19 protein-coding genes are annotated in these 24,542 nt (G+C 57.7%); 12 read left to right on the plus strand and 7 right to left on the minus strand.

Annotated elements, in window-relative coordinates:
- Positions 1–2: 2 nt before the first annotated feature.
- On the plus strand, positions 3–2,975 hold the full coding sequence (locus K5Y33_RS06435) for a virulence factor SrfB (protein WP_222233512.1): 2,973 nt from the start codon (positions 3–5) through the stop codon (positions 2,973–2,975).
- Complete coding sequence (locus K5Y33_RS06440; protein WP_222233513.1) at positions 2,972–5,344, plus strand: virulence factor SrfC family protein; 2,373 nt, start codon at positions 2,972–2,974, stop codon at positions 5,342–5,344. Before K5Y33_RS06435 ends, K5Y33_RS06440 begins: the two co-directional genes overlap by 4 nt.
- A 1-nt stretch (position 5,345) precedes the next feature.
- On the opposite strand, the gene K5Y33_RS06445 is transcribed toward K5Y33_RS06440, so the two are convergent.
- The 3 genes from K5Y33_RS06445 to K5Y33_RS06455 all read right to left on the minus strand — a co-directional run bounded on the left by K5Y33_RS06445 (position 5,346) and on the right by K5Y33_RS06455 (position 6,489).
- Positions 5,346–5,618: a barstar family protein gene (locus tag K5Y33_RS06445; RefSeq protein ID WP_222233514.1), complete on the minus strand. Its 273-nt coding sequence runs from the start codon at positions 5,616–5,618 to the stop codon at positions 5,346–5,348.
- Positions 5,619–5,620: 2 nt separating this feature from the next.
- Positions 5,621–6,055 (minus strand): ribonuclease domain-containing protein, encoded by a 435-nt coding sequence (locus tag K5Y33_RS06450; RefSeq protein WP_137385713.1) that lies wholly within the window; start codon positions 6,053–6,055, stop codon positions 5,621–5,623.
- An 86-nt stretch (positions 6,056–6,141) separates the two neighbouring features.
- A complete protein-coding gene (locus K5Y33_RS06455; RefSeq protein ID WP_008110158.1) occupies positions 6,142–6,489 on the minus strand; it encodes a helix-turn-helix domain-containing protein in 348 nt (115 codons plus the stop codon).
- A 293-nt stretch (positions 6,490–6,782) separates the two neighbouring features.
- Here K5Y33_RS06455 and K5Y33_RS06460 point away from each other — a divergent pair, with 293 nt between their 5' ends.
- The gene (locus tag K5Y33_RS06460) at positions 6,783–7,937 is read left to right on the plus strand and encodes an efflux RND transporter periplasmic adaptor subunit (protein WP_101764498.1); all 1,155 of its coding nucleotides are present in this window, start codon (positions 6,783–6,785) and stop codon (positions 7,935–7,937) included.
- 18 nt (positions 7,938–7,955) lie between these two features.
- Positions 7,956–11,108: a multidrug efflux RND transporter permease subunit OqxB gene (gene oqxB, locus K5Y33_RS06465; protein ID WP_110866070.1), complete on the plus strand. Its 3,153-nt coding sequence runs from the start codon at positions 7,956–7,958 to the stop codon at positions 11,106–11,108.
- 111 nt (positions 11,109–11,219) lie between these two features.
- Here the strand turns inward: oqxB and K5Y33_RS06470 are convergent, their stop codons facing one another.
- The gene (locus K5Y33_RS06470; RefSeq protein WP_008110154.1) at positions 11,220–11,705 is read right to left on the minus strand and encodes an Rrf2 family transcriptional regulator; all 486 of its coding nucleotides are present in this window, start codon (positions 11,703–11,705) and stop codon (positions 11,220–11,222) included.
- A 158-nt stretch (positions 11,706–11,863) separates the two neighbouring features.
- On the minus strand, positions 11,864–13,063 hold the full coding sequence (locus K5Y33_RS06475; RefSeq protein ID WP_370634096.1) for an MFS transporter: 1,200 nt from the start codon (positions 13,061–13,063) through the stop codon (positions 11,864–11,866).
- Between the two features lie 157 nt (positions 13,064–13,220).
- Between K5Y33_RS06475 and tus the strand changes: the two genes are divergently transcribed.
- The 4 genes from tus (at position 13,221) to K5Y33_RS06495 (ending at position 16,046) form a co-directional block, all read left to right on the plus strand.
- Positions 13,221–14,150, plus strand: a complete 930-nt coding sequence (gene tus / locus K5Y33_RS06480) for a DNA replication terminus site-binding protein (protein WP_222233515.1) — start codon at positions 13,221–13,223, stop codon at positions 14,148–14,150.
- 93 nt (positions 14,151–14,243) lie between these two features.
- Positions 14,244–14,807, plus strand: coding sequence for a fasciclin domain-containing protein (locus K5Y33_RS06485; protein WP_222233516.1), 564 nt, complete (start codon positions 14,244–14,246; stop codon positions 14,805–14,807).
- Between the two features lie 43 nt (positions 14,808–14,850).
- A complete protein-coding gene (locus K5Y33_RS06490; RefSeq protein ID WP_222233517.1) occupies positions 14,851–15,405 on the plus strand; it encodes a sigma-70 family RNA polymerase sigma factor in 555 nt (184 codons plus the stop codon).
- A complete protein-coding gene (locus K5Y33_RS06495) occupies positions 15,402–16,046 on the plus strand; it encodes an anti-sigma factor domain-containing protein (RefSeq protein ID WP_101764504.1) in 645 nt (214 codons plus the stop codon). The genes K5Y33_RS06490 and K5Y33_RS06495 overlap by 4 nt, the downstream gene beginning before the upstream one ends.
- Before the next feature lie 89 nt (positions 16,047–16,135).
- Here K5Y33_RS06495 and fumC read toward each other — a convergent pair whose 3' ends face one another.
- A complete protein-coding gene (fumC, locus tag K5Y33_RS06500) occupies positions 16,136–17,533 on the minus strand; it encodes a class II fumarate hydratase (protein ID WP_101764505.1) in 1,398 nt (465 codons plus the stop codon).
- 197 nt (positions 17,534–17,730) lie between these two features.
- On the opposite strand from fumC, the gene manA reads away from it, so the two are divergent.
- The gene (manA, locus tag K5Y33_RS06505) at positions 17,731–18,906 is read left to right on the plus strand and encodes a mannose-6-phosphate isomerase (protein ID WP_222233518.1); all 1,176 of its coding nucleotides are present in this window, start codon (positions 17,731–17,733) and stop codon (positions 18,904–18,906) included.
- A gap of 132 nt (positions 18,907–19,038) precedes the next feature.
- Positions 19,039–20,538, plus strand: a complete 1,500-nt coding sequence (locus K5Y33_RS06510) for a YdgA family protein (RefSeq protein ID WP_222233519.1) — start codon at positions 19,039–19,041, stop codon at positions 20,536–20,538.
- 26 nt (positions 20,539–20,564) lie between these two features.
- On the opposite strand, the gene malI is transcribed toward K5Y33_RS06510, so the two are convergent.
- A complete protein-coding gene (gene malI, locus K5Y33_RS06515; RefSeq protein WP_101764508.1) occupies positions 20,565–21,593 on the minus strand; it encodes a Mal regulon transcriptional regulator MalI in 1,029 nt (342 codons plus the stop codon).
- 174 nt (positions 21,594–21,767) lie between these two features.
- On the opposite strand from malI, the gene malX reads away from it, so the two are divergent.
- Together malX and K5Y33_RS06525 are read left to right on the plus strand one after the other, a co-directional pair.
- Entirely contained in the window at positions 21,768–23,354 is a 1,587-nt protein-coding gene (gene malX, locus K5Y33_RS06520; protein WP_222233520.1) for a maltose/glucose-specific PTS transporter subunit IIBC, read from the plus strand.
- The gene (locus tag K5Y33_RS06525) at positions 23,354–24,532 is read left to right on the plus strand and encodes a MalY/PatB family protein (RefSeq protein WP_222233521.1); all 1,179 of its coding nucleotides are present in this window, start codon (positions 23,354–23,356) and stop codon (positions 24,530–24,532) included. The genes malX and K5Y33_RS06525 overlap by 1 nt, the downstream gene beginning before the upstream one ends.
- Positions 24,533–24,542 lie beyond the last annotated feature (10 nt).

A 24,542-nucleotide genomic window follows, 5' to 3' on the forward strand; every position in this document is an offset into this window, starting at 1 on the left:
ACATGTTGGCTCCCCTCATCGATGACAAACAGAAAATCACGCTGATTGAAGATAGCGGTGTGCAGTTTCTTGATTTCGGTTTGCGTTTACCTGCGTTGCAGGCACGTCGTCAGTTCGTGCGGCAAACCGCCAACGGCCCGCTGCTGCGTCTCAACGTCGACGGCAACAGCGGCAAGTTCCTGCTCTATCCGGAAGATGGCGGCGCGGCGGAAGTGGTGCGTCCGGAAACGGACATCGCGCTAGCCGACTCTCTGAAGCTGCTGGCTCATCAATGGCTGCCGCTGCCGGTGCTGCGCTGCACCAGCGGACGTCGTTTTATCGGCGGCCCGGACAACTGGGCACGTCTGCATCTGGCGCCGCTGGCGCAACCCGACGCGGCAGGCAACACCCATCGCATCACCCTCGCCTTTGATACGCGCATTGTGTCTGAGCAGGATGGCGGCGAGCAGCACGGTTTAAGCAAAGCCGATGCGCAGAACGGCGTCAGTTTCGCCCTCGCCTGGCACAACTACGAGCTGGGTGAATTCCTCGACCATACATGGGTTGATGGCTGGCTGCGTGAAACCTTTAGTCAGCAGGTGCATGCGCTGGAATCACGCCGTGAGCAGGAGCTGAACCAGGCGCTGCGTGAATTCGAATATCAGGCGCACTATCTCAACCTGCTGGAACTGCTGGGCGAGCAGCTCGATCTGGCGGAAATCTACATTCAGGCAACCTCGCTGCAAACCCCGGCGGTCAACGTCGATATCATTCTCGACGTCGGCAACTCGCATACCTGCGGCATTCTGGTGGAAGATCACGCCGAAGAGAGCAGCGGCCTGCGTCAAACCTACGAGCTGCAGTTGCGCGATCTCTCCGAGCCGCATCAGGTTTACAACGAGCTGTTCGACAGCCGTCTGGAGTTTGCTGAAACCCGTTTCGGCAAGGCCAACTTCTCGCTGGAGAGCGGCCGGGAAAACGCTTTTATGTGGCCGTCGCTGACGCGCGTAGGCCGGGAAGCCAGCCGTCTGGCGTTGCTGCGTGCCGGCACCGAAGGCAGCACCGGTTTGTCCAGTCCGCGCCGCTATTTGTGGGATGAAGCGCGCTATCAGCCAGGCTGGCGCTTCAACGCCAACGGCAGCAGCGATGAGCCGCAAGCCACCGCGCTGCCGTTCACCTTACTGATTAACGACGAAGGCCAGCCGCTGCACGCACTGGCGGAAGACGACCGTCTGCCGGTGTTCTCCGCCAGCTACAGCCGCAGTTCGCTGATGACCTTTATGCTGTGCGAACTGCTGGCGCAGGCGATGATGCAGATGAACAGCGTGGCGCAGCGCCAGCGCATGCCGCAAAGCCAGGCGCCGCGCCAGCTGCGTCATGTGATCCTGACGCTACCGTCAGCGATGCCGAAGCCGGAGCGTGAGATTTTCCGTCGCCGCATGCAGGAAGCCATCGCGCTGGTATGGAAAGCCGAGGGCTGGCATCCGGCCGAAGAGGAATTTACCGCCGCCAGCCAGGCAAACAGCCTGCGTCCGGTACCGGATGTGCAGATGGAGTGGGACGAAGCCACCTGTGGTCAAATGGTGTGGCTATTCAACGAAACCCAGGTCAACTTTGCCGGCCGCGCAGAAGATTTCTTCAGCAGCATGGCGCGCCCGGATCGTCCGCGTGAAGTTGACGAGCTGCCGGGTAAAAGCCTGCGCATCGCCTCGATTGATATCGGCGGCGGCACCACCGATTTAGCCATTACCCAATATCGTCTTGATGACGGCCAGGGCAACAACGTCAAAATCACCCCGCGCTTGCTGTTCCGCGAAGGCTTCAAAGTCGCCGGTGACGATATTCTGCTGGACGTGATTCAGCTGTGGATTCTGCCAGCGTTACAACAGAGCTTGCAGAAAGCCGGTTTGCAGCTGGCCGAACCGTTGATGAACAAGCTATTTGGTCACGACAGCCGTATGGACGGACAAGCCACGCTGCGTCAGCAAGTGACGCTACAGCTGTTTATTCCGCTGGCGCAGGCGGTGCTGGAGCAGTATGAAAATTGGGATCCGCTCGACAGCCACAGTGAAATCAACGCGCTGTTCGGCGAGCTGGTGCCGCAAAAACCGGCCAGCAGCGTGCTGGCGTTTGTGAATGGCGAAATTCAGCGCACGCTCGGCGGCGACAGCCGATTCGATCTGCTCGAAGTGCCGCTGGTGGTCAGCATGGCGCAGTTGCACGGCGAGTTCCTGCAACACCGTATGGCGATCATTCCGGCGCTGCGCGCGATGTGTGAAGTGGTGTCGCTGTATCAGTGCGATGTGCTGCTGCTCACCGGTCGTCCGTCACGCTTTCCTGGCATTCAGGCGCTGGTGCGCCATCTGCAACCGCTGCCGGGCAGCCGTATTTTGTCGCTGGAAGGCTATCACACCAGCGACTGGTATCCGTTCAACAAGCAAGGCCGTATTGATAACCCGAAATCCACCGCCGCAGTCGGCGCGATGCTGTGCCTGCTGGCGCTCGATCTGCGCCTCAGCAGCTTCTGGTTCCGCGCCGGTGATTTCGAACCTTACTCCACCATTCGCTATCTTGGCGTGCTGGATGAGACCTCGGCGCTCAGCGACGATAATCTGTGTTACAGCGAGATCGATCTCGACAGCAACAGTTTCGCGCTGGATCGCAAAAGCAGCTTCCGCATTCGCGGCAACGTCTGCCTCGGCTTCCGCCAGCTGGAGAACGATCGCTGGCCGGCCTCGCCGCTGTATAGCCTGAGCATTGTTGACCCGGCGCTGGCGCGTCAGGTTGCCGGCGAAAGCGTACTGCGCATTAAGCTGGCGGTGCAGCCCGGGCCGGATAATCTCGGCCCTGAACGCTTAGTGTTAAGCGATGCACGCATGGATGACGGCACGCGCGTGCCGCTGGAGCAGCTGAGTCTGAAACTGAACACGCTTTCTGCCACCGGCAACGCGAATGCGCAATATTGGATCGACAGCGGGAGCGTCTGCAAACGATGAGAACTGCCAAAAAAGCCTCGCCGGTTACGCCCGCGAAACGTCTTAGCCTGATGCAGGAAACGCTGGATGGCGCGCTGAACTGGGTGGAAACCCATCAGGCGCACGCGCCGCGTCTGGCGATGGAAGCTGAAACGCTGACGCTGCAGCTGCGCCGTGCGCGCGTGGAGAGCCATGCATTGGCGCGCCAGCTGGCGCGTCCGGTGACGCTGGCGCTGTTTGGCCAGTCGCAGGCGGGCAAAGCCTGGCTGCTGAGTGAGATGGTCGGTGATGCCCAGGGCCAGTTGATCGCGCGTCTTGGCGATAAAACCCTGAATTATTTTCAGAACATCAATCCCGGCAATCTCGATTTCGCCATCGCCACCCGCTTCAGCCACCAGCGTGAAACGCAATCCAACGCCTGGCCGCTGGAGATGACGCTGCTGAGCGAAGTGGAACTGATTCGTTTAATGCTGGCCTGTGCCAACACCGAGCTTCAGCCGGACACGGCGCAGATCGATGCCGCATTGCAGCGTTTGCAGCGCCACCGTCAGGATGAAGCGCAGCCTGGCCTCGACAGCGATGCGCTGATCACGCTATGGGCGTGGAGCCGTCGTCACCATCGTCATGCCGAGATTCTCGATCGTCACTTCTGGCCGCAGGCGGTAGCGCTGGCGCCGTGGCTCAACGTGGACGACCGTGTGCAGCTGTTTGCCCTGCTGTGGCCGGGACAAAACGCACTAAACGAAAGCCTGCGCAGCCTGATGCATTTGCGCCACCAGCTGCGCCATGCGCCGCGCGTGTTAGCGCCGCTCAGCATGCTGGTGGATGATGCCGCGCTGCCAGCAGAAAAACTGATTGGCAATGATGCCGACTGGCAGGAGATGATCGAAGTGTGTCCGATCGTCGCCAATCGCGTGGGGAAAGCGCAGCATGTACCGCTGGGATTGCTGTCGCTGCTGACGATGGAGATCACCTTGCCGCTCAGCTCCACGCCGCGTCAGGCGCTGTACGATGATGCAGATATGCTGGAGCTACCTGCACCGGGCACGCCAGCCGATCGCGCGCAACAGGATGAACTGGCCCAGCTGCGCAAACGCGATCCGCTGCGCGCCACGCTGCTGGAACAGAAACGCGCACTGCTGCCGGGCCTGTACGCCGCGCGTCAGGGCATTGATCTGATGCTGATCTGTACCGCTGCCAGCCAGCGTCACGACACCGATGTCGCCGCCAGCGCGCTGCGCGAGTGGCACATACATCAAACCATCGCCGCCAGCGGTGAGAAGCCGCGTCTGATTTGGGCGATCACGCCACATGATGCGCGCTATCAGCAGCAGCAGATTAACGTTGATGAAGCGGTGCAACGCCAGATTGGTCAGCCGGGACAGAGTTGGGGGTCGATGCTGGCGCTGGATCGCGCGGGCGTCGATCGCATGGGCAGCTGGTTGCAGGATGAGATGCAGCCGGAAGCGCGCCGTGAGCGTTTAGCGTTGCAGCTCAGCGCGCTACAGCACAAGCTGGTGGAACGTTTGCAGCCGTGGACCGAATCCAGCGCCACGCCAGAACAGGCAGCTCGCAAGCAGGCGATTTCCGATACGCTGCTGAAATGCTTGCAACATCGCACCGGTTTGCACGGCGAACTATTGGAGCGTTTGCAGCCGTCGCGTGAAGCGGTGCGTCAGCTGTGGCTGAGCCAGAGCAGCAGCCATCACATTCAACACAGCGCCAAAACGGCGGCCGCTGAGCAGAGCTATTTCGGCATCGGCTTCGAGTTCGATCTGTTTAAAGATGAGCCGGTCGCTGCCGCTGAGCCGCGCAGTTCGGGCGGTCAGCGCGATCAGCAGTTCCCGCAGCAGGTGTTTGCGCTGTGGCTGGAGCACTTGCGTCAGTTGCCGGAGAGCCGCAGCCTGCTGGCGCTGCTCAACGTCGATAAGCCGACGCTGGAGATGCTGGTGGAAGAGTTAATAACCGCTAGCTTCCGTCTCAAGGTGCTGAGCAAACTGCAGAGCGCGCTTAACGAGCCGGATGCGCAGGCCAGCGCCCATGAAGCGCGTACCGATCGTCAGGTTTCACGCGCCATGACGGTGCTGGGGGATTTTGTGGCGTGGCTGGGCTTTTTACAGCGTCCGGAGAGCGAGCGCCCTGAAAGTCGCGTCAATCGCGGTCAGACCATTTTCGCCCGTCCGCCTGCACCGAGCGTCAGCTTCTCGCCGGGACAGCGTTTGACGCGCTTGTCTGCCGCGCCCGCCAATCATACCGCTTACTACATCTATGACTGGCTGGTGGGGTTGAATTCGGTGATCGTTGAGAACAACGGCTACACCGGCGGTGGTGATTTGCCCGCTAATGCCCGCCAGATGCTGGCGATTTTGCTGTTACCGCTGCACGCGTAATTTATTCTCCACGCACCAGGCGCAGCTCGCCTTCTAACTGCTGGTGCGCCTCTTCCAGTAACGCCAGCACCGGCGCGAATTCTGCACTCACGCTGGCGTCATCGGCATGCGCTAAATAGAAGGTGGCCGGCAGCGCCATGCCGCCGGTCAGCCAATCCCATAGCGCATCAAGATTGTTACCGAAATCCACTGGGCAGGCACTCTGCTGCATCAGCGCGCGGTAAAACGCCTGACGATCCGATAAGTTTTCAAAGTCAAAATGGAGCGTCAACATGGTTAAGGCACCTGTTTGAAGCTGCGATAGTGATCGGTGGTGAGGAAAATCAGCCCATCATTTGAGTAAAGCAGACGATCGGCGTCGCGGTGACCGCAATCGTAATTCACGTCAGCTTCATACCATTGCCTGCCCGCCTGCATCGGCAGCCTTCTTTCGCGGTTGCTAAAGCGATCGCCACCAATCGCGCGGCCCGGCAACACTTCACACAAGTTGCCCTTGCTGGGATTCCAGCCCTGACGACGCGCTTCATTTTTGGTGAGATAGAGATCGGGTAATGTGTGATGCTGCTGCAGCCAACGCGCCACGGTGTTGGCATCGGTGAGCTGCGAAATATCGGGGTGGCTGGTGGCCCATTTATCGGACAAACGCGGTTTTAGCCCGAGCCACAACGCGGCCAGGATCAGAATTAAGGCAATCCAGAGTTTTTTTGACATGGTGGCATCCTGAAAAACAGGACGACGATAATAACAGATTTAGGGCAGGGAAAAACGCGGGCCAGCAGAGCTGGCCCTGGCGGGGTTTACTGCATCGCGCTGGCGGATGGCGCGGCGTGACGACGCCATGCCCCCGGCGCTACGCCATACTGGCGTTTAAAGCTGCGGTTAAACGACTGCTGCGAGTCGAAACCGAGTGAAATCGCTACGTTAAGAATCGGTTCATTGCTGGTGGTCAAGCGATCCGCTGACTTCTTCAGCTTCTTCTCACGGATGTATTCGCCCAGAGGCAAACCCGTGTGCTCTTTGAACATACGCTGCAGGTGCCATTTCGAATAACCGGCGCGCCCCGCTACGGTATCCAGATCCAGACGCGTTTCAATATTGTTGTCAATCCAGTCGATCAAATCGTGAATAAATGCGGTGGTCATCATCTCGTTTTCTCCGGTCGCCGTTGCGAACAGTATCAGTATCAGTTGCAATTACACTTTAAGGTTGAACGACTATGCCAGTTAATGCAAGTTTTATTATTGCATTAAATGCCGCACTGCGCGTAGGGGCTTTGATCCTTCTGCAACGTAATGATCAAAACCGCACATAAAGTGTATCAGATATTCTTGCAGATGCAGTTTGAGCAAGCCTACACTCGTGGCGTTTTAATGCAATCATAAAAGTTGCAGAATTTTCGTACGTCTCCTTTCATTTTCACCAAAGCGGAATAACAACAATGCATCTGCAAACGTACAGGGTTCAATGGGCGGTAAGCCTGTCAGGAGTGATGTTGCTGGGAAGCCTGCTGGCCGGTTGCGATCGCGGTGTGGCGCAAAACGCCCCGCCGCCACCGCCCGAAGTAAGTGTCGCGCAGGTGGTAGAGCAGAAAGTCAGCCAATGGGATAGCTTCAATGGCCGTTTCGAAGCGGTGCAGAGCGTGCAGCTGCGTCCGCGCGTTTCGGGCTATATCGATCAGGTTAATTATCGCGAAGGCGATGAGGTGAAAAAAGGTCAGGTGCTGTTCACCATTGACGATCGCACCTACCGCGCCACGCTCGAGCAGGCGCAGGCCGAACTCGCCAACGCGCGCAGCCAGGCTACGCTGGCCCGCAGTGAATCGGCGCGTACCGATAAACTGATCGGCACCAATGTCGTGTCACGCGAAGAGTGGGAACAGCGTCGCTCGGCGGCTAATCAGGCGCAGGCCAGCGTGCTGTCAGCACAGGCGGCGGTGGATATGGCGCAGCTGAATCTTGATTTCACCCGCGTTACCGCGCCGATTGAAGGTCGCGCCAGCCGTGCGATGATCACCACCGGCAACTTAGTGACCGCCGGTGACAGCGCCAGCGTGCTGACCACGTTGGTATCGCAGGATCGTATGTACGTCTACTTCGACGTCGATGAAGCCACCTATCTGCATTATCAGGCGATGGCGCGTAAAGGCGAAAATCGCGGGTCGCTGCCGGTAGAAGTAGCGCTGACCGGCGAAGAGGGTTTTCCGCATCGCGGCACCGTGGATTTCCTCGATAACCAGCTGACCGCCAGCACCGGCACCATCCGCATGCGCGCCTCGCTGGATAATCAGCAGCGTCAGTTCACACCGGGCCTGTTTGCGCGCGTGCGCTTGCCGGGCCGCGCCGACTTCACCGCCCTGTTGATTGATGATAAAGCCGTGCTCACCGATCAGGATCGTAAGTACGTTTACGTGGTCGATGCGCAAGGTAAAGCCCAGCGCCGCGATATTCAGGCCGGCGAGTTAGCCGATGGTCTGCGTATTGTGCAGCAAGGCCTGAAGCCCGGCGACAAGGTGATCGTTAACGGCTTGCAGAAAGTCTTTATGCCTGGCATGCCGGTGAACGCCCAACCGGTGGCGATGCGCTCCGCTCAATAACCTTCGAGACTGCCTTTTATGGATTTCTCCCGCTTTTTTATCGACCGACCGATTTTCGCCGCGGTGCTGTCGATTTTGATCTTTACCACCGGACTGATCGCCATTCCGCTGCTGCCGATCAGTGAATATCCCAACGTGGTGCCGCCGAGCGTGCAGGTGCGCGCGGAATATCCCGGTGCCAACCCCAAAGTGATTGCAGATTCTGTGGCGACGCCGCTGGAAGAAGCCATCAACGGGGTAGAAAACATGATGTACATGAAATCCGTGGCGGGTTCCGATGGCGTGCTGGTCACCACCGTGACCTTCCGTCCGGGCACCGATCCGGATCAGGCGCAGGTTCAGGTGCAGAACCGCGTGGCGCAGGCTGAAGCGCGTCTGCCGGAAGAGGTGCGCCAACTCGGCCTCACCACACAGAAGATGTCGCCGACGCTGACGCTGGTGGTGCACATGTTCTCGCCGCACGGCAAGTACGATTCCCTCTATCTGCGTAACTACGCCACCCTGAAGGTGAAGGATGAACTGGCGCGCCTGCCAGGCGTCGGTCAGATTCAGATCTTCGGCGCCGGTGAATACGCGATGCGCGTCTGGCTCGATCCCAATAAGGTGGCGGCACGTGGCTTGACCGCCTCCGATGTGGTCAGCGCGATGCAGGAGCAGAACGTGCAGGTGTCTGCCGGCCAGCTTGGCGCGGAGCCGCTGAAGAAACAGAGCGATTTTCTGCTATCGATCAACACCCAGGGTCGTCTTGAGAGCGAAGAGCAGTTCGGCAATATCATCCTGAAAACCGCTGATGACGGCACGCTGGTGCGCCTGCGTGACGTGGCGCGCATCGAGATGGGTTCTGGCAGCTACGCGCTGCGTTCACAGCTGAACAACAAAGATGCGGTCGGCATCGGTATCTTTCAGGCACCGGGCGCCAACGCCATCGATCTGTCAAATGCGGTGCGCGACAAAATGGCCGAACTGGCCACCCGTTTTCCGGACGATGTGCAGTGGGCCGCGCCGTACGACCCAACGGTGTTCGTGCGTGACTCGATCCGTGCCGTGGTGCAAACGCTGTTCGAAGCGATTGTGCTGGTGGTGCTGGTGGTGATTCTGTTCCTGCAAACCTGGCGCGCCTCGATTATCCCGCTGCTGGCGGTGCCGGTTTCGGTGGTCGGTACCTTCAGCATCCTTTATCTGCTCGGCTTCTCGCTCAATACCTTAAGTTTGTTTGGGCTGGTGTTGGCAATCGGTATCGTGGTGGATGACGCCATTGTCGTGGTGGAAAACGTCGAACGTAATATCGAGCAAGGCTTGTCGCCGACGGCGGCTGCGCATCAGGCGATGCGGGAAGTGTCCGGGCCGATTATCGCCATCGCGCTGGTGCTGTGTGCGGTGTTCGTGCCGATGGCGTTCCTGTCCGGCGTGACCGGTCAATTCTATAAGCAGTTTGCGGTGACGATTGCCATTTCAACGGTGATCTCCGCCATCAACTCGCTGACACTGTCACCGGCGCTGGCGGCGCTGCTGCTGAAGCCACATGATGCCGCAAAGGATATGCCGACGCGCATTATCGATCGCCTGCTCGGCTGGCTGTTCCGTCCGTTCAACCGCTTCTTCCAGCGCAGTTCGGATGGCTATGAATCGCTGGTGGGTAAAACCTTGCGTCGTCGTGGCGCGGTGTTCGGCGTCTACGTGCTGCTGCTGGCCGGTGCGGGCTTTATGTTCCATACCGTGCCGGGCGGCTTTATTCCGACGCAGGACAAGCTCTACCTGATTGGCGGCGTGAAGATGCCGGAAGGTTCGTCGCTGGCGCGTACCGATGAAGTGATTCGCAAGATGAGCGAAATCGGCATGAACACCGAAGGCGTGGCTTATTCGGTCGCCTTCCCCGGTTTGAACGCGTTGCAGTTCACCAACACGCCGAATACCGGCACGGTGTTCTTTGGTTTGAAGCCGTTCAGTGAACGTACGCGCACCGCTGCGGAAATTAATGCTGAGATCAACGCTAAGATCTCGAAAATCCAGCAAGGTTTTGGCTTCTCGATTATGCCACCGCCGATTTTAGGTCTGGGACAAGGGTCGGGTTATTCGCTGTATGTGCAGGATCGCGCGGGGCTCGGTTACGGTGCGCTGCAAACCGCCATCAACACCATGACCGGTGCGGTGTTGCAGACGCCGGGCATGATGTTCCCGATTTCATCCTACCAGGCTAACGTGCCGCAGCTGGATGTGCAGGTGGATCGGGATAAAGCCAAAGCGCAAGGCGTGTCGCTGACCGAACTGTTCAGCACGCTGCAAACCTATCTCGGATCGTCGTACGTCAACGATTTCAATAAGTTTGGTCGCACCTGGCGCGTGATGGCGCAGGCGGATGGCGATTTCCGCGATAGCGTGCAGGATATCGGTAACCTGCGTACCCGCAACGATCGCGGCGAAATGGTGCCGATTGGCAGCATGGTGAATATCACCACTACATACGGCCCGGATCCGGTGATTCGCTATAACGGCTATCCGGCGGCGGACCTGATTGGTGATGCCGATCCGCGCGTGCTCTCTTCGGCGCAGGCGATGCAGAAGCTGGAGGAGATGTCGACGCAGGTGCTGCCGAACGGCATGAACATTGAATGGACCGACCTGAGCTATCAGCAATCAACGCAGGGCAATACCGCGCTGATCGTCTTCCCGGTCGCGGTTTTACTCGCATTCCTGGTGCTGGCGGCGCTGTATGAAAGCTGGACGCTGCCGCTAGCGGTGATCCTGATTGTGCCGGTAACCATGCTCTCGGCGCTGGTCGGCGTGTGGCTGACCGGTGGCGATAACAACGTGTTTGTGCAGGTTGGGCTGGTGGTGCTGATGGGGCTGGCGTGTAAGAACGCGATTCTTATCGTCGAGTTTGCGCGCGAGCTGGAGATGCAAGGCAAAAGCATTGTCGATGCAGCGCTGGAAGCCTGTCGTCTGCGTCTGCGTCCGATCGTTATGACCTCGATTGCCTTTATCGCCGGTACTATTCCGCTGATTCTTGGTGAAGGTGCAGGCGCAGAAGTGCGCGGCGTAACCGGGATTACCGTGTTCTCCGGCATGTTGGGCGTGACGCTGTTTGGGCTGTTCCTGACGCCGGTGTTCTATGTGACGCTGCGTAAGCTGGTGACGCGCAAGCAACCACAGGCTGAAGTGCAAACGGTGTAAGGGTTTTAGGTGAAATGAACAATCCGGGCCAAGTGCCCGGATTTTTTTGCGTGCAGATTGAGGCAATAAAAAAGGGCGTCATGAATGACGCCCTTACGGATGAGAGTGGTTTTAGCGGCCTTTTTTACACAGGTCGGCGAGTTCGAGATCGGGCAACTCTTCGCAGTTGCTGGTGTCGTTATGCTTCAGTTCGGCCAGCGCGTCCGCTACGGTGCGGGTTTCCAGCACTTTCAGCGACGCTTCTTCAGCCTCTTCAGCAATCGATTTGAAATACCAACACAGGTTGGCACTGACCAGACAACGCGGTGCCACGTCCGGACGTGACGCCCAGAGTTTTTTATCTTCAATCACAGAAGTATAAATGTCGCGCAGTGTGATTTCGGCGGCCGGGCGACCCAGATGAATGGAACCGGTGCGGCCAAGCGTTGAGACGATGATGCCGTCACGCGTGAGCGGAACCATAAGTTTCCGAATGAAACTGGGGTTCGCTTCAAGACCATACGCCAATATGGCACTGGTCGAGCGTTTGCCCAGTTGCTCCGCCATCGCTACGCTCAAAACCATCTGCAAAGCTGTCGGGAAGCGGTAATCAAGCATTTCAATATCCTGAGTTGCGGTTATCTTGTTGTTTTTATGCCGCGACAGTGAGTAATCAATGAGCAATAAATATAACAAACACTGTTGCTTTTTAGAAGTCAACGTCCGTGATCCAGGCACGTATTCCCCATTTAATCGGACAGAAGCGCACAGGCTGCTTAGTTTATCGCTCCCCTTTCCGACTGTGGGCTAGCCTGCGGCAATTTCTGCTGCAACAGCGCTACCAACAGCACGTTAATCAACGCCAGAACGCATAACAACCACAGCGTGGCGCTGGCACCGAGGTGCTGAAATACATAGCCGCCAACCAGCGGCGTCAATGCCTGACCGATTAAGGCGGGACGCGCCATGCGCCCCACCACAATCGCGTAGGCCTCAGATTTGACCATCACCAGCGGTAAAGTTCCCCGCACAATGGCACGCAAACCATTTCCGGCACCGTACAGCACCATGCTGAGCACCGCAAACTGCGGGTAACACGCCAGCAGCAGCAAGCCGAGCGCCACCAATCCCACCGAGAAAAAGGTGGTCCAGATCGGGTGGCCGCGCTTAAAGGCCATATCCACGATGCGCGATCCCACCTGACATGGACCGAGAATCGCGCTGATGGCCAGCGCCGACGCCAGCGTGTGGCCGCTGGCTTGCAGCAAGGTGATCAGCTGCACCGAAATCGCCGTCATGATCACCGATGCGAGCGTGAAAATGCTGCACAGCAGCCAAAACAGCGTGGGTGCCAGTTCGTCGCCCTGCGCGGTGGGTTTTGCCTTAGCGGCGGCGATTTTCGCTTCTGGCGCGGGAAGCGCGTAAAGATAGGCGGGCAACACGGAAACACATAACAATCCGGCGATGGCAAAACAGGCGCCGCGCCAATCCAGCCAGTGAATCAGCAGCGCGGTGCCCGGCCAAACGATGGTGGTACAGAAACCGGATATCAGCGTGATGCCGGTAATCGCGCCCCGCGCCTGGCCGCCATAGAGCGTGCCGAGCGTGGCAAACAGCGCATCATACAGGCCCATCGCCATACCCACGCCAATAATCAGCCAGGCAAACAGAAACAGCGGCAGATTGTGGCTCAAGCCCATGATCACCAGACCGATCGCCATCACCGCCCCGCTCGCCGCCAGCAATGCGCGGCCATAGGAGCGGGAAATCAGTCGCCCACTCAGCGGCGCCAGCAAACCGGAAATCAGCATGCCGAGCGATAGCGCGCCATACACCCATTGTTGCGACCAGCCGGTTTCCGCCACGATCGGATTGGCCATCACCGCCATTAAATAGAAGGATCCGCCCCACGACAGGATTTGTACTACGCCAAGCGTAACAATGGCGGCGGCAGGTGGCTTTGGCTGAGGCTTCACAACTTTTATCCGTTAGCAGGCAAAGCATTGTTATAACACGTTCATCCAACTTGAAAAATCCCACGCTTCCCTGCTCAACAAAATCCTTGCGCTACGCTGGCAGACCGGCACCCAAGTCAGTACACTGAAAAGTATGTTGTAACTATGGAGGCGTTTTATGGCTCGTTATGATTTGGTTGCCGATCTGCACGACTGCGTTAACGCGCTGGAAGCGGGTTTGGGCGCGTTACGTCAACACATTGAGCAGCAACCGCTGTTGATTGCGCGCGTGTTTAGCCTGCCGGAAATCGAGAAAGGCCGCGAACATGATGAAATTGAACGCATCGCGGTGACGCAGCATCTTGGCAAAACGGCACGCGACATGGCGCTGACGCATTACTGCCGCCTGTTTATGCAGCATCAATCGGAAAAGCTCAGCACCAAAGCCGCCGTGCGCTTGCCGGGCGCGATTTGCATTGAAGCCGATGGCGATGTGCATGCGCAGATTACGCAGCAGGTTGCCGAGATTAATACGCTGAAGCAGCGGCTGGAACAGCTGATTACCGTGGAATCGGGCTTGCCGAGCGAGGCGCGCTTTGAGTTCGTCCACCAGCATCTGCGTGGGTTAATTACGCTTAACGCCTACCGCAGCGTAACGCTGCTCAACGCGCCGGACAGTTTGCGCTTTGGCTGGGCGAATAAAAACATCATCAAAAACGTCACGCGTGATGCGGTGGTGGAACAGCTGGAGCGCAGCCTCAAAGCCAATCGCGCGCAGGCTCCGTGGACGCGTGAACAGTGGGCGGAGAAAGTACAGCAAGAGCTGGAAGCGATCCTTGCGTTGCCAGCCGGTGCGAAGCTGAAAATCAAGCGTCCGGTTAAGGTGCAGCCGATTGCCCGCGTGTGGCGCGCCAGCGAGAAGAAACAGGTGCAGCTTGCCTGCCCTTCTCCGCTGCTGGTGCTGTGCCGCGATCGCACGCAGGTGCCGATTCTCGGAGAGCTGCTGAACTACGATGCCGATAACGTTGCCTGGCGCCACAAACCGCTGGCCGAGCCGCTGCATCTGATCATTCCGCGCCTGCATTTGTGGAGCGATCGGCTGGGGTAAAATTTATTTTTAAATCGCTGCATCCAATTCGCTTGCTGCCCTCGTATATCAAGGTGTGAGCAACTTCTTCGCTCCCTACTACGAGGATTTATGATGAAAAAGCTAATGAGCATTGCAGTCGTATCCGGCACTTTACTGTTCACCGCAGGCGCATTCGCCGCCATGAATAATGACTCGGTGATGGTTGGCGGCGCAGCGATGTATCCACAAAAAAACATCGTCGAAAATGCGCTGAACTCCAAAGATCACACCACGCTGGTGGCGGCAGTGAAAGCCGCAGGTCTGGTGGAAACCCTCGAAGGCAAAGGTCCGTTCACGGTGTTTGCACCGACCAATGCCGCCTTCGCCAAACTGCCGGCGGGCACCGTGGATAATCTGGTGAAACCCGAAAATAAAGCCACGCTGACCAGCATCCTCACTTACCATGTGGTGGCCGGTAAATACGACATGAAAGCGCTGGAGAAGAAAATCAAGCAAGGTGGCGGACATGCCGAGCTGAAAACCGTCAACGGCCAGCCGCTGTGGATCATGAGCAACGGCCCGCACAACATCCAGCTGAAAGATGGTCAGGGCAACGTGGCCAATATCAGCACCTATGACGTCAATCAGAAAAATGGTGTGATTGATGTGATCGATACCGTCTTGATGCCTAAGTAATTTCCTATACTCGGATTGGGCATTTTAGCCAACCGGGAAGATGATGGATAATAGGCTTGCAGAACCGTTAGATAACTTATTGCCGGCGATCGCGAAAGGCGATCGCCGCGCGTTTGAGCAACTGTATCGACTCACTTCGCCGCATCTTTTCGCCCTTGCCCTGCGCATGCTGCGTCAGCAAGGATGGGCGGAAGAGGTGCTGCACGATTGCTACCTCACCATCTGGAACCGCGCCGCCTCGTACGATGCCGCCCTGAGCGCGCCGATGACGTGGATGACGCACATTGTGCGCAATCGTTGCATTGACGGGTTACGCAGCGGACAAGCGCGCCTGACGCTGGAAGCAGAAGAGTTTAGCGACCTGCTACAAATCAGTAGCGAAGACGAACAGAATAACTGGCACGATGCGGCACAAGCCGATCGTCTGCGACACTGCATTGGTCATCTAAGCAGCGAACAGCAGCAAAGCATCACGCTCGCCTATTATCAGGGGATGTCCCACAGTGATATTGCCGCCTGGCTGCAACAGCCGGTTGGCTCGGTAAAAAGCTGGATTCGCCGCGCGCTGGAGCATCTGCGGGAGTGTGTGGGCCTATGAACGATAAATTACAACGCGATGAGGCCTTATCAGCTGAGTATGCGCTGGGCACCTTAAGCGGGCTGGCGCGTTTGCGCTTTGCACGCAGGTTGCGTAACGAGCCTGCCCTTGCGGCCAACGTTGCGCGCTGGCAAGCCCTGCTGGCGGGCCTGGATAATCAGCTTGCACCCGTCACGCCACCGGAAAAGGTGTGGAAGAAGATTACATTGAGTTTGCCCGAGCAACGCGTCATTCAACCCAAACGCCATTATGCGGGCTGGCTGGCGGCTGCCAGTGTCGCGGCGTTCGCCCTGCTCGCCTCACTGTTCCTGCAGCAGCCGACGTTGACGCCGTTGACGGTACTGAACGACGCCCAGCATCAACAGCAATGGGTGGTCAGCGCGGACAGCAAACTGGCACAGCTGAGCCTGACGCCGTTACATCCTGTGACCATCGCCGATAACAACAGTTTGCAGCTGTGGCTGATTCCGCCAGGCAAAGCGCCGATTTCATTGGGTTTGTTGGATAACCAGAAGGCAACGGATGTGGCGTTGAATAGCACGATTTCCCGCTCAGGCATCATTGCCATCAGCCTTGAACCGCGCGGCGGCTCGCCAACCGGGCAGCCAACCGGTCCGGTGTTGTATAGCGGGCAGCTATAAATCACCGCACAATCCGTAGCGGCGCGATTTATCGCGCAATCAATTGCGCCGCTACGAGGGTGCTACGTCTGCCAACTTTTAATAGCGGTTTACTGCTTCATGCTGCCCACCATCTCCTCCGGACGCACCCACTCATCGAACTGCTCTTCGGTCAGATAGCCCAGCTTCAGCGCCGAGCCTTTCAGCGTCAGGCCTTCTTTATGGGCTTTCTTGGCGATTTCCGCCGCTTTGTCGTAGCCGATATGGGTATTCAGCGCGGTCACCAGCATCAGCGATTCGTTCAGCAGCTGATCGATGCGCTCGCGTACCGGTTCAATGCCGATCGCGCAGTGGTGATTGAAGCTGTCCATGCCGTCGGCCAGCAGACGCACCGATTGCAGGAAGTTGTGGATCACCATCGGACGGAATACGTTGAGCTCAAAGTTGCCGGACGCGCCGCCAATGTTCACCGCCACGTCGTTGCCCATCACCTGACAACACAGCATGGTCAGCGCTTCGCACTGCGTGGGGTTCACTTTGCCTGGCATGATCGAGCTGCCCGGCTCATTTTCCGGGATCGCCAGTTCGCCAATGCCGCAACGCGGGCCAGACGCCAGCCAGCGCACGTCGTTGGCAATTTTCATCAGCGAAGCCGCCAGGCCTTTCAGCGCACCATGCGCGTGGACCAGCGCATCGCAGGTCGCCAGCGCTTCGAACTTGTTCGGCGCGGTGACAAACGGCTGTTTGGTCAAATCGGCCAGCGCTTTTGCCACGCGAACCGCGTATTCCGGATGGGTATTGAGGCCGGTCCCGACCGCGGTGCCGCCCAGCGCCAGCTCCGCGACGTGCGGAATACTGTTCTCGATGTGTTTGAGATTGTGCTCTAGCATCGCCACCCAGCCGGAGATCTCCTGACCGAGCGTCAGCGGTGTCGCATCCTGCAAGTGGGTACGACCAATCTTGACGATATCTTTGAAGGCGTCGGATTTTTCACTTAGCGTCTTTTTCAACACGTGAATCTGCGGAATCAGCTGCTCCCGCACGGCGATGACCGCGGCCACGTGCATGGCGGTGGGGAACACATCGTTGGAGCTTTGGCTTTTATTCACGTCGTCATTCGGGTGCACCAGACGCGACATGCCACGCTCGCCGCCAAGAATTTCACTGGCGCGGTTAGCCAGCACTTCATTCATGTTCATGTTGGTCTGGGTGCCGGAGCCGGTCTGCCAGATCGCCAGCGGGAACTCCTCGCTGTGCTTATCGGCCAGCACTTCGTCGGCGGCTTTGAGAATCGCCTGGGCACGATCGGCCGGAAGCAAGCCGAGATCCTGGTTCACCTGCGCCGCCGCGCGCTTGGTCAGCGCCAGCGCATGCACCAATGCCACCGGCATTTTCTCGGTTGAGATTTTGAAATGTTCCAGCGAACGCTGGGTTTGTGCGCCCCACAACTTATCTGCCGGTACTTCGATCGGTCCCATTGAGTCTTTTTCAATGCGATTGGCTGCCATGACTACGTCTCCTTAGCTCAGATTTTGAGGTTTCCGCTCTAAACGCCTTCCCGCGACGCCGTTGAGCGAGCAAGATTGTCACATACAAGAATTTAACATTATGCGAGCCTATCGCCTTTATTGCACTTGTTCGTGTATTTTCTATGGCACTTTCTGCTTTAATAAGCCTATTTACTTACGGTTATTAAGGGTAAACGATGCAAAAATTGAACAATTCGCTGCAAAATTACGCCTGGGGCAGCAAAACTGCGCTGACCGAACTCTACGGCATCGAAAATCCACAAGGCTTGCCGATGGCGGAACTGTGGATGGGCGCGCACCCGAAAAGCCCTTCTACCGTTGAGGTCAACGGCGAAGCGCGTTCGCTGCGTGAGGTGATTGACGCCGACAAAGTCGCCACGCTCGGTAAAGCGGTGGCTGAACGTTTCGGCGAGCTGCCGTTCCTGTTTAAAGTGCTGTGCGCCGATCAGCCGTTGTCGATTCAGGTGCATCCCAGCAAAGCCGCTGCCGAACAGGGTTTTGCGCGTGAAAATGCCGCGGGCATTCCACTCAGCGCTGCCGAACGTAACTATAAAGATGCCAATCACAAGCCCGAGCTGGTGTATGCGCTGACGCCGTTCCAGGCGATGAACGGTTTCCGTGAGCTGCATGAGATTGTCTCGCTGCTCGAACCGGTGGCCGGTGCGCATCCGCAAATCGCCCACTTCCTCGAAAACGCTAACGAAGCCAATCTGGCCAAACTGTTCGCTACGCTGCTTTCGCTGCAAGACGAGGCCAAATCGCGCGCCATCGGCGTACTGAAATCGGCGCTCAACGCACGTGAAGGCGAAGCCTGGCAGACGATCAAATCTATCGCCATCGATTATCCGGATGACAGCGGTCTGTTTTCGCCGCTGCTGCTCAATGTCATCACTCTGCAGCCGGGTGAAGCGATGTTCCTGTTTGCCGAAACGCCGCACGCCTATCTGAAAGGCGTGGCGCTGGAAGTGATGGCGAACTCCGATAACGTGCTGCGCGCCGGTCTGACGCCGAAGTTCATCGATATCCCGGAACTGCTGGCTAACCTGAAGTTCCAGGCAAAACCGGCCGCGACGCTGCTGACGCAGCCGCAGCGCGACGGCGAAACCCTGAACTTCCCGATTCCGGTAGAGGACTTTGCCTTTGCCATTCATGGGCTTTCCACTGCGCCGCAAGCGCTGGCACAAAACAGCGCGGCCCTGCTGTTCTGCATTGAAGGTCAGGCGATAATTGAGAAGTCCGGGCAACAGCTGGTGCTGAAGCCGGGTGAATCCTGCTTTGTCGCCGCCAATGAGTCGCCGGTCAACGCGGCAGGCACCGGACGTCTGGCGCGCGTATTTAATACGCTCAACTGAGATCCGGCTGACGCTGCCAGCATTAACTGCTATTCTTTTAAACTATTAATTTAAAACGCCTGCGGGCGTTTTTCTTCACCCGTCGCGCACCGACCAGCGGCGTGCGGACGCAAGGATAAGGACGACACAGCGATGAAAAAGACCCAGGTTGCCGTAGGTGTGATTGTGGCGCTCGGCGTGATTTGGACTGGTGCTGCATGGTTTACCGGTAAACAACTGGAAAGCCATATGGATGAGATGTTGCAGAACGCCAATGCGCAGCTGAATGCTTACGCGCCGAACAGCCGTTTGACGCTGAGCTATCAGGATTATCAGCGCGGCGTGTTCAGCAGCAAAACCAAATTGGTGGTACAGGCCAGCTCGCAAACCAATGACAATCCGCTGTTGAAGCCTGGTCAAAGTATCGTGCTGAACGAGACGATCGATCACGGTCCTTTCCCGTTCGCCCAGTTGAAGCGCGGCAGCCTGATCCCAAGTATGGCGTCTGTGCATACCGAACTGGAAAACACCGATGCGGTGAAGAAACTGTTTGAACTGACCAACGGCAAATCGCTGGTCAACGCCGATACCCGCGTCGGCTACAGCGGTGCGACCAATACCGATCTCAACCTGCTGGCGGTGGATTACAACAATCCGCAGACCGGCGATCGTCTGGCCACCAATGGCGGCACGCTGAACATCAGCGCCGACAGCAAAGGTGACAAAGTCAGCCTCGACGGCGACTTCTCCAGCATCGCGGTCACCAGCAAAAATCAGGTTGAGCTGCCGGTGCTGTTTACGCTGAATGGCCTGAAGCTGAGCGGCGATACTCACCTCAGCCCGGAAGGCGTGCGCGTCGGCGATCAGTCGATCTCTCTGGATAAACTGGATGCCAGCATCAACGGTCAGGAAGGTTTGTCGCTGGAGAAGCTGAAAACCACCTCGTCCTTTGACAATAAAGAAGGCAAGATTGGCGGCCAGCTGGATGTCGATGTTGACAAGATTACCCTACAGAAGCAGCCGTTTGGTGAAGCTAAGCTGGCGATGAAGTTTGCGCAGTTTGATGCGCAGGCGGTGAAAGCCTTCTCCGATACTTACAACGCGCAGATGCAGGATCTGCTGAACCAGCCGGGCGTAGCGGAAGATCCGATTCGCTATCAGGCCAGCGTGCAAACCATTCTGCGTAATAACCTGCCAACGCTGTTGAAAGGCTCGCCAACGCTGAGCATCGCGCCGCTGAGCTGGAAAAATGATAAAGGTGAAAGCACCTTTAACCTGAACGTGGGCTTTAACGATCCGGCCACAGTGAGCGGCGAGGCGCAGAATTTGGGCGCTGCAGTGGATCGCGTACTGAAAACCCTCGACGGCAAGCTGGCGATCAATATGCCAATGGCGACCGAAACCATGCGTCATGTCGGTTTAGCGGAAGGTTATCAGGGCGACGATGCGCAGAAACTGGCGGATCAGCAGGTGAAAGGTTTAGCGGCAATGGGCCAGATGTTCCGCCTGACCCAGCAGCAGGATGACAACATCGTCACCAGCCTGCAATACGGTAACGGCCAGGTCACCATGAATGGCGACAAGATGACGCTGGAGCAGTTTCTGTCACGCTATATGCTGGGCGCACCAACCAGCGAAGGTATGCCAGAGTAATTCATGGGGCGGCCAACTGGCCGCCCTTACACTTCGCCGCGCATCAGCTGCGGTGGCACAATCAAGCTTTGAATTTCCGCTTCCGGCTGCGCCAGCCGCTGCAACATCCGCTCCGCCGCCCTTCTCCCCACATCACGCGCTTCACTACTGACAAAGGTCATGGTGGGATCGTGCAACTCCCGCTGCGGATCGTCATTAAAGCCCACCAGCGCCAGCTGCTGCGTGTAGTAGCTATCCACCGCGCCTTCACCAAAGGTTCGCCCACAGCGTAACGCGCCAAAATAGCAGCCGAGAGCGGTGCTGCCGTTATGCGCCAGAATCGCGGTGATGCCGGGATGTTGACGCAACAACTGCAGCGTTAACGCTGACACGCTTTGCTGGCGATCGTCGCACTCGATAATCCAGTCGGACCGGAACGATAAGCCGTATTGCAGCAAGGTGGCGCAATAGCCGCCAATCCGCTCGGCGCGCGTCAGTGACGATCCCAAACCGCCCATCCAGGCGATGCGCTGATGTCCCTGTCGAATCAGATACTCCGTTGCCATGCGCGCCGCCTGGCTGTTATCGGGCCGCAGTGAGTCGACATTGTCGAGGCTGCTGGCGCGCGAAGCGCAAACCAACGCGATGTTTTGCTCCTGCGCCTGCGGCACCAGCGTTTCTGCTTGCGCCGCCGCGCCGCCGAGCACAATGCCTTCCGCGCCCTGCGCCACCAGCGTGTCAAAACAGCGTTTAAGGTGTTGTCCGTGCTGACCGCTTTGTGTCAGCACCAGCACTTTGCCCTGCTGCTCCAGCACTTCACTGAGTCCGGCCGTCATCGCGGCATAAAAGGGCTGGCTGAGATCGCGCACGATCAGGCCGATTACGCCGCTTTCGCCGCCGCGCAAAATTGAGGCTGAGCGATTACGCACGTAGCCAAGCTGCTCAATCGCCTGATTGACGCGTGTGGCCGTAGCGGGCGAGATGCGCCCTTTGCCGGAGAGCACCAACGACACGGTAGAGACCGACACCCCGGCGACCAACGCCACATCATGAATAGTGGTTTTCTGCTGGGACATAGTGTTCCGTTACCGACGTCCAAATTCAAAGAGATAAAACGTTACACTGATTGCACCAAAAATAAAGCCTGCAATTAGTCACTCTTTGTGATTATAGCCACAAAAATAAGTGGTAAAACGTTTTATCATCCTTGACCACATTGAAGCCTTTTACTTTTATTGCCAGGAGAATCTATGTCCGCCAGCCGCCCCAAAATGTCACTTTGGGAGTTTTTCCAAAGTCTGGGTAAAACCTTTATGTTGCCCGTCGCCCTGCTCTCGTTCTGCGGCATTCTGTTAGGAATTGGCAGTTCCCTCAGCAGTCATGACGTCCTGACGCTAATTCCTCTTCTCGATCAGCCTTTCCTGCAATACCTGTTTATCTGGCTGGCGAAGATCGGCTCTTTTGCCTTTAGCTATCTGCCGGTGATGTTTGCCATTGCCATTCCGCTCGGTATGGCGCGCGAGAATAAAGGCGTCGCCGCCTTTGCCGGTTTTGTTGGCTACGCGGTACTGAACCTGAGTATCAACTTCTGGCTCAACATCAACGGCATTCTGCCAACCACCGATGCGGCGGTGCTGAAAGCCAATAACGTACAAAACATCCTCGGCATTCAGTCCATCGACACCGGTATTCTCGGCGCGGTGATCGTCGGTATCGTGGTGTTCTGGTTACATGAGCGCTTCCACAACATTCGCCTGCCAGATGCGCTGGCGTTTTTCGGTGGGACGCGTTTTGTGCCGATCGTTACGGCGATGGCGATGGGCGTGCTGGGCCTGGTGGTTCCGCTGATTTGGCCATTCTTTGCACGCGCGATTACCGGCCTCGGCTGGGTGATTAACAGCGCCGGTGAATTTGGTCCGATGATCTTCGGTACTGGCGAACGTCTGCTTTTACCTTTTGGCTTGCAGCACATTCTGGTGGCAATCATCCGCTTTACCGATGCGGGCGGCACCATGGATGTGTGCGGTAAAAGTGTTAGCGGTGCGTTAACTATCTTCCAGGCGCAATTGGCCTGTGCGGATACCCACGGCTTCGCCGAGAGCGCCACGCGCTTCCTGTCGCAGGGTAAAATGCCAGCCTTCCTCGGGGGGTTGCCGGGTGCGGCCTTGGCGATGTATCACTGCGCCCGTCCGGAAAACCGTCATAAAATTAAAGGTCTGCTGATTTCCGGCGTGGTGGCTTGCGTGGTGGGCGGTACCACTGAACCGCTGGAGTTCCTGTTCCTGTTCGTCGCGCCGGTGCTGTATTTGATCCACGCGCTGTTGACCGGCTTGGGCTTCACCGCAATGGCGATGCTGGGCGTGACTATCGGTAATACCGACGGCAACGTGATCGACTTCTTCGTCTTCGGCGTGCTGCACGGCCTCTCCACCAAATGGTATTGGGTGCCGGTGATTGCTGCGGTGTGGTTCGTGGGTTATTACGCTATCTTCCGCTTTGCTATCAGTCACTTCAACATCAAAACGCCAGGCCGCGAAGTGGAAACCAACAGCGTGGCGCAGCAGGTTAATCGCGCGGCTGTGGGTAAATCCGGCTTTAACACGCCAGCGATTCTGTCGGCGCTGGGCGGCGTGGAAAACATCGCCTCACTGGATAACTGCCTGACGCGTCTGCGCATTACCGTGGTCGATATGAGCAAGGTGGATGATGCAACACTGAAAGCCAACGGTGCGATTGGCGTGGTGCATGTTAATGCGACCAATCTGCAAGTGGTGATGGGCCCGCAGGTGCAGTCGGTCAAAGATGAGATGGCACATTTGATGAGCGCGACGGTGTAATGATGCAGGATTTCGCTTTCAATCAGGTGGTGGATCGCCGCGGTAGCTGGTGTACGCAGTGGGATTTCGTGGCCGATCGTTTCGGCGTGGCGGACTTGCTGCCCTTCACTATCTCCGATATGGATTTCGCCACCGCGCCATGCATCCTCGAGGCGCTGCAACAGCGCCTCGCACACGGTGTGTTTGGCTACAGCCGCTGGCAGCGTGATGATTTTCTCTCTGCCATTCAACATTGGATGCGCAGCCGTTTCGCTACCGAAGTGGCGGCAGAATCGCTGGTTTATGGCCCGTCGGTGATTTATATGGTGGCACAGCTGTTGCGCCACTGGACGCAGCCGGATGATGAAGTGCTGATTCACACCCCCGCTTACGATGCGTTTTATAACACCATCAATGGCAATCAGCGTCGCGTGCTGGAGCTGCCGCTGCAGCGCCACGCTAACGAATGGCTGTGTGACATGACGCAGCTGGAAAGTTTGCTGGCGCGTCCGTGCTGTAAAGTGATGCTGCTGTGCAGTCCGCACAATCCTAGCGGCAAAGTGTGGCGCGAAGATGAGCTGCGCCAGATGGCGGCGCTGTGCGAAAAGCATGGCGTTAAGGTGATTAGCGATGAAATTCATATGGACATGGTGCTGAGTGATGCGCAGCATACGCCCTGGAGCCAGGTAGCGCAGTCCGCCTGGGCGCTATTCACCTCGGCCTCCAAGAGCTTCAACATTCCGGCGCTGACCGGCGCGTGGGGCATCATCCCTGATGAGCGCGATCGTCAGGCGTGGTTCCATGCGCTGAAGCAGCAGGATGGCTTATCCTCGCCAGCGGTAATGGCGCTTGCCGCTACCATCGCCGCTTATCGCGCGGGCGCGCCGTGGCTGGATGCGCTGCGCGCCCATTTGCGTGGCAACATGCAGCACATCGCGCAGCGCCTGAACACGGCGTTTCCGCAGCTTAACTGGCAACCGCCCGCCGCGACTTACCTGGCGTGGATCGATCTCAATCCGCTTGGCATTGACGAACAGGCGCTGCAACAGCGTCTGATTCATCAACACAAAGTGGCGATCATGCCGGGTTCGACCTACGGCGCGGCGAGTCGCGGTTATCTGCGTCTCAACGCCGGTTGCCCGCGCAGCAAACTGGATGATGGGCTGGATCGCCTGATTGCCGGGCTAAAATCGTTCTAAAATGCCATGG

Source organism: Pantoea sp. DY-17, from assembly GCF_019795975.1.
In the GTDB taxonomy this organism is placed as follows: Bacteria; Pseudomonadota; Gammaproteobacteria; order Enterobacterales; family Enterobacteriaceae; genus Pantoea; species Pantoea leporis.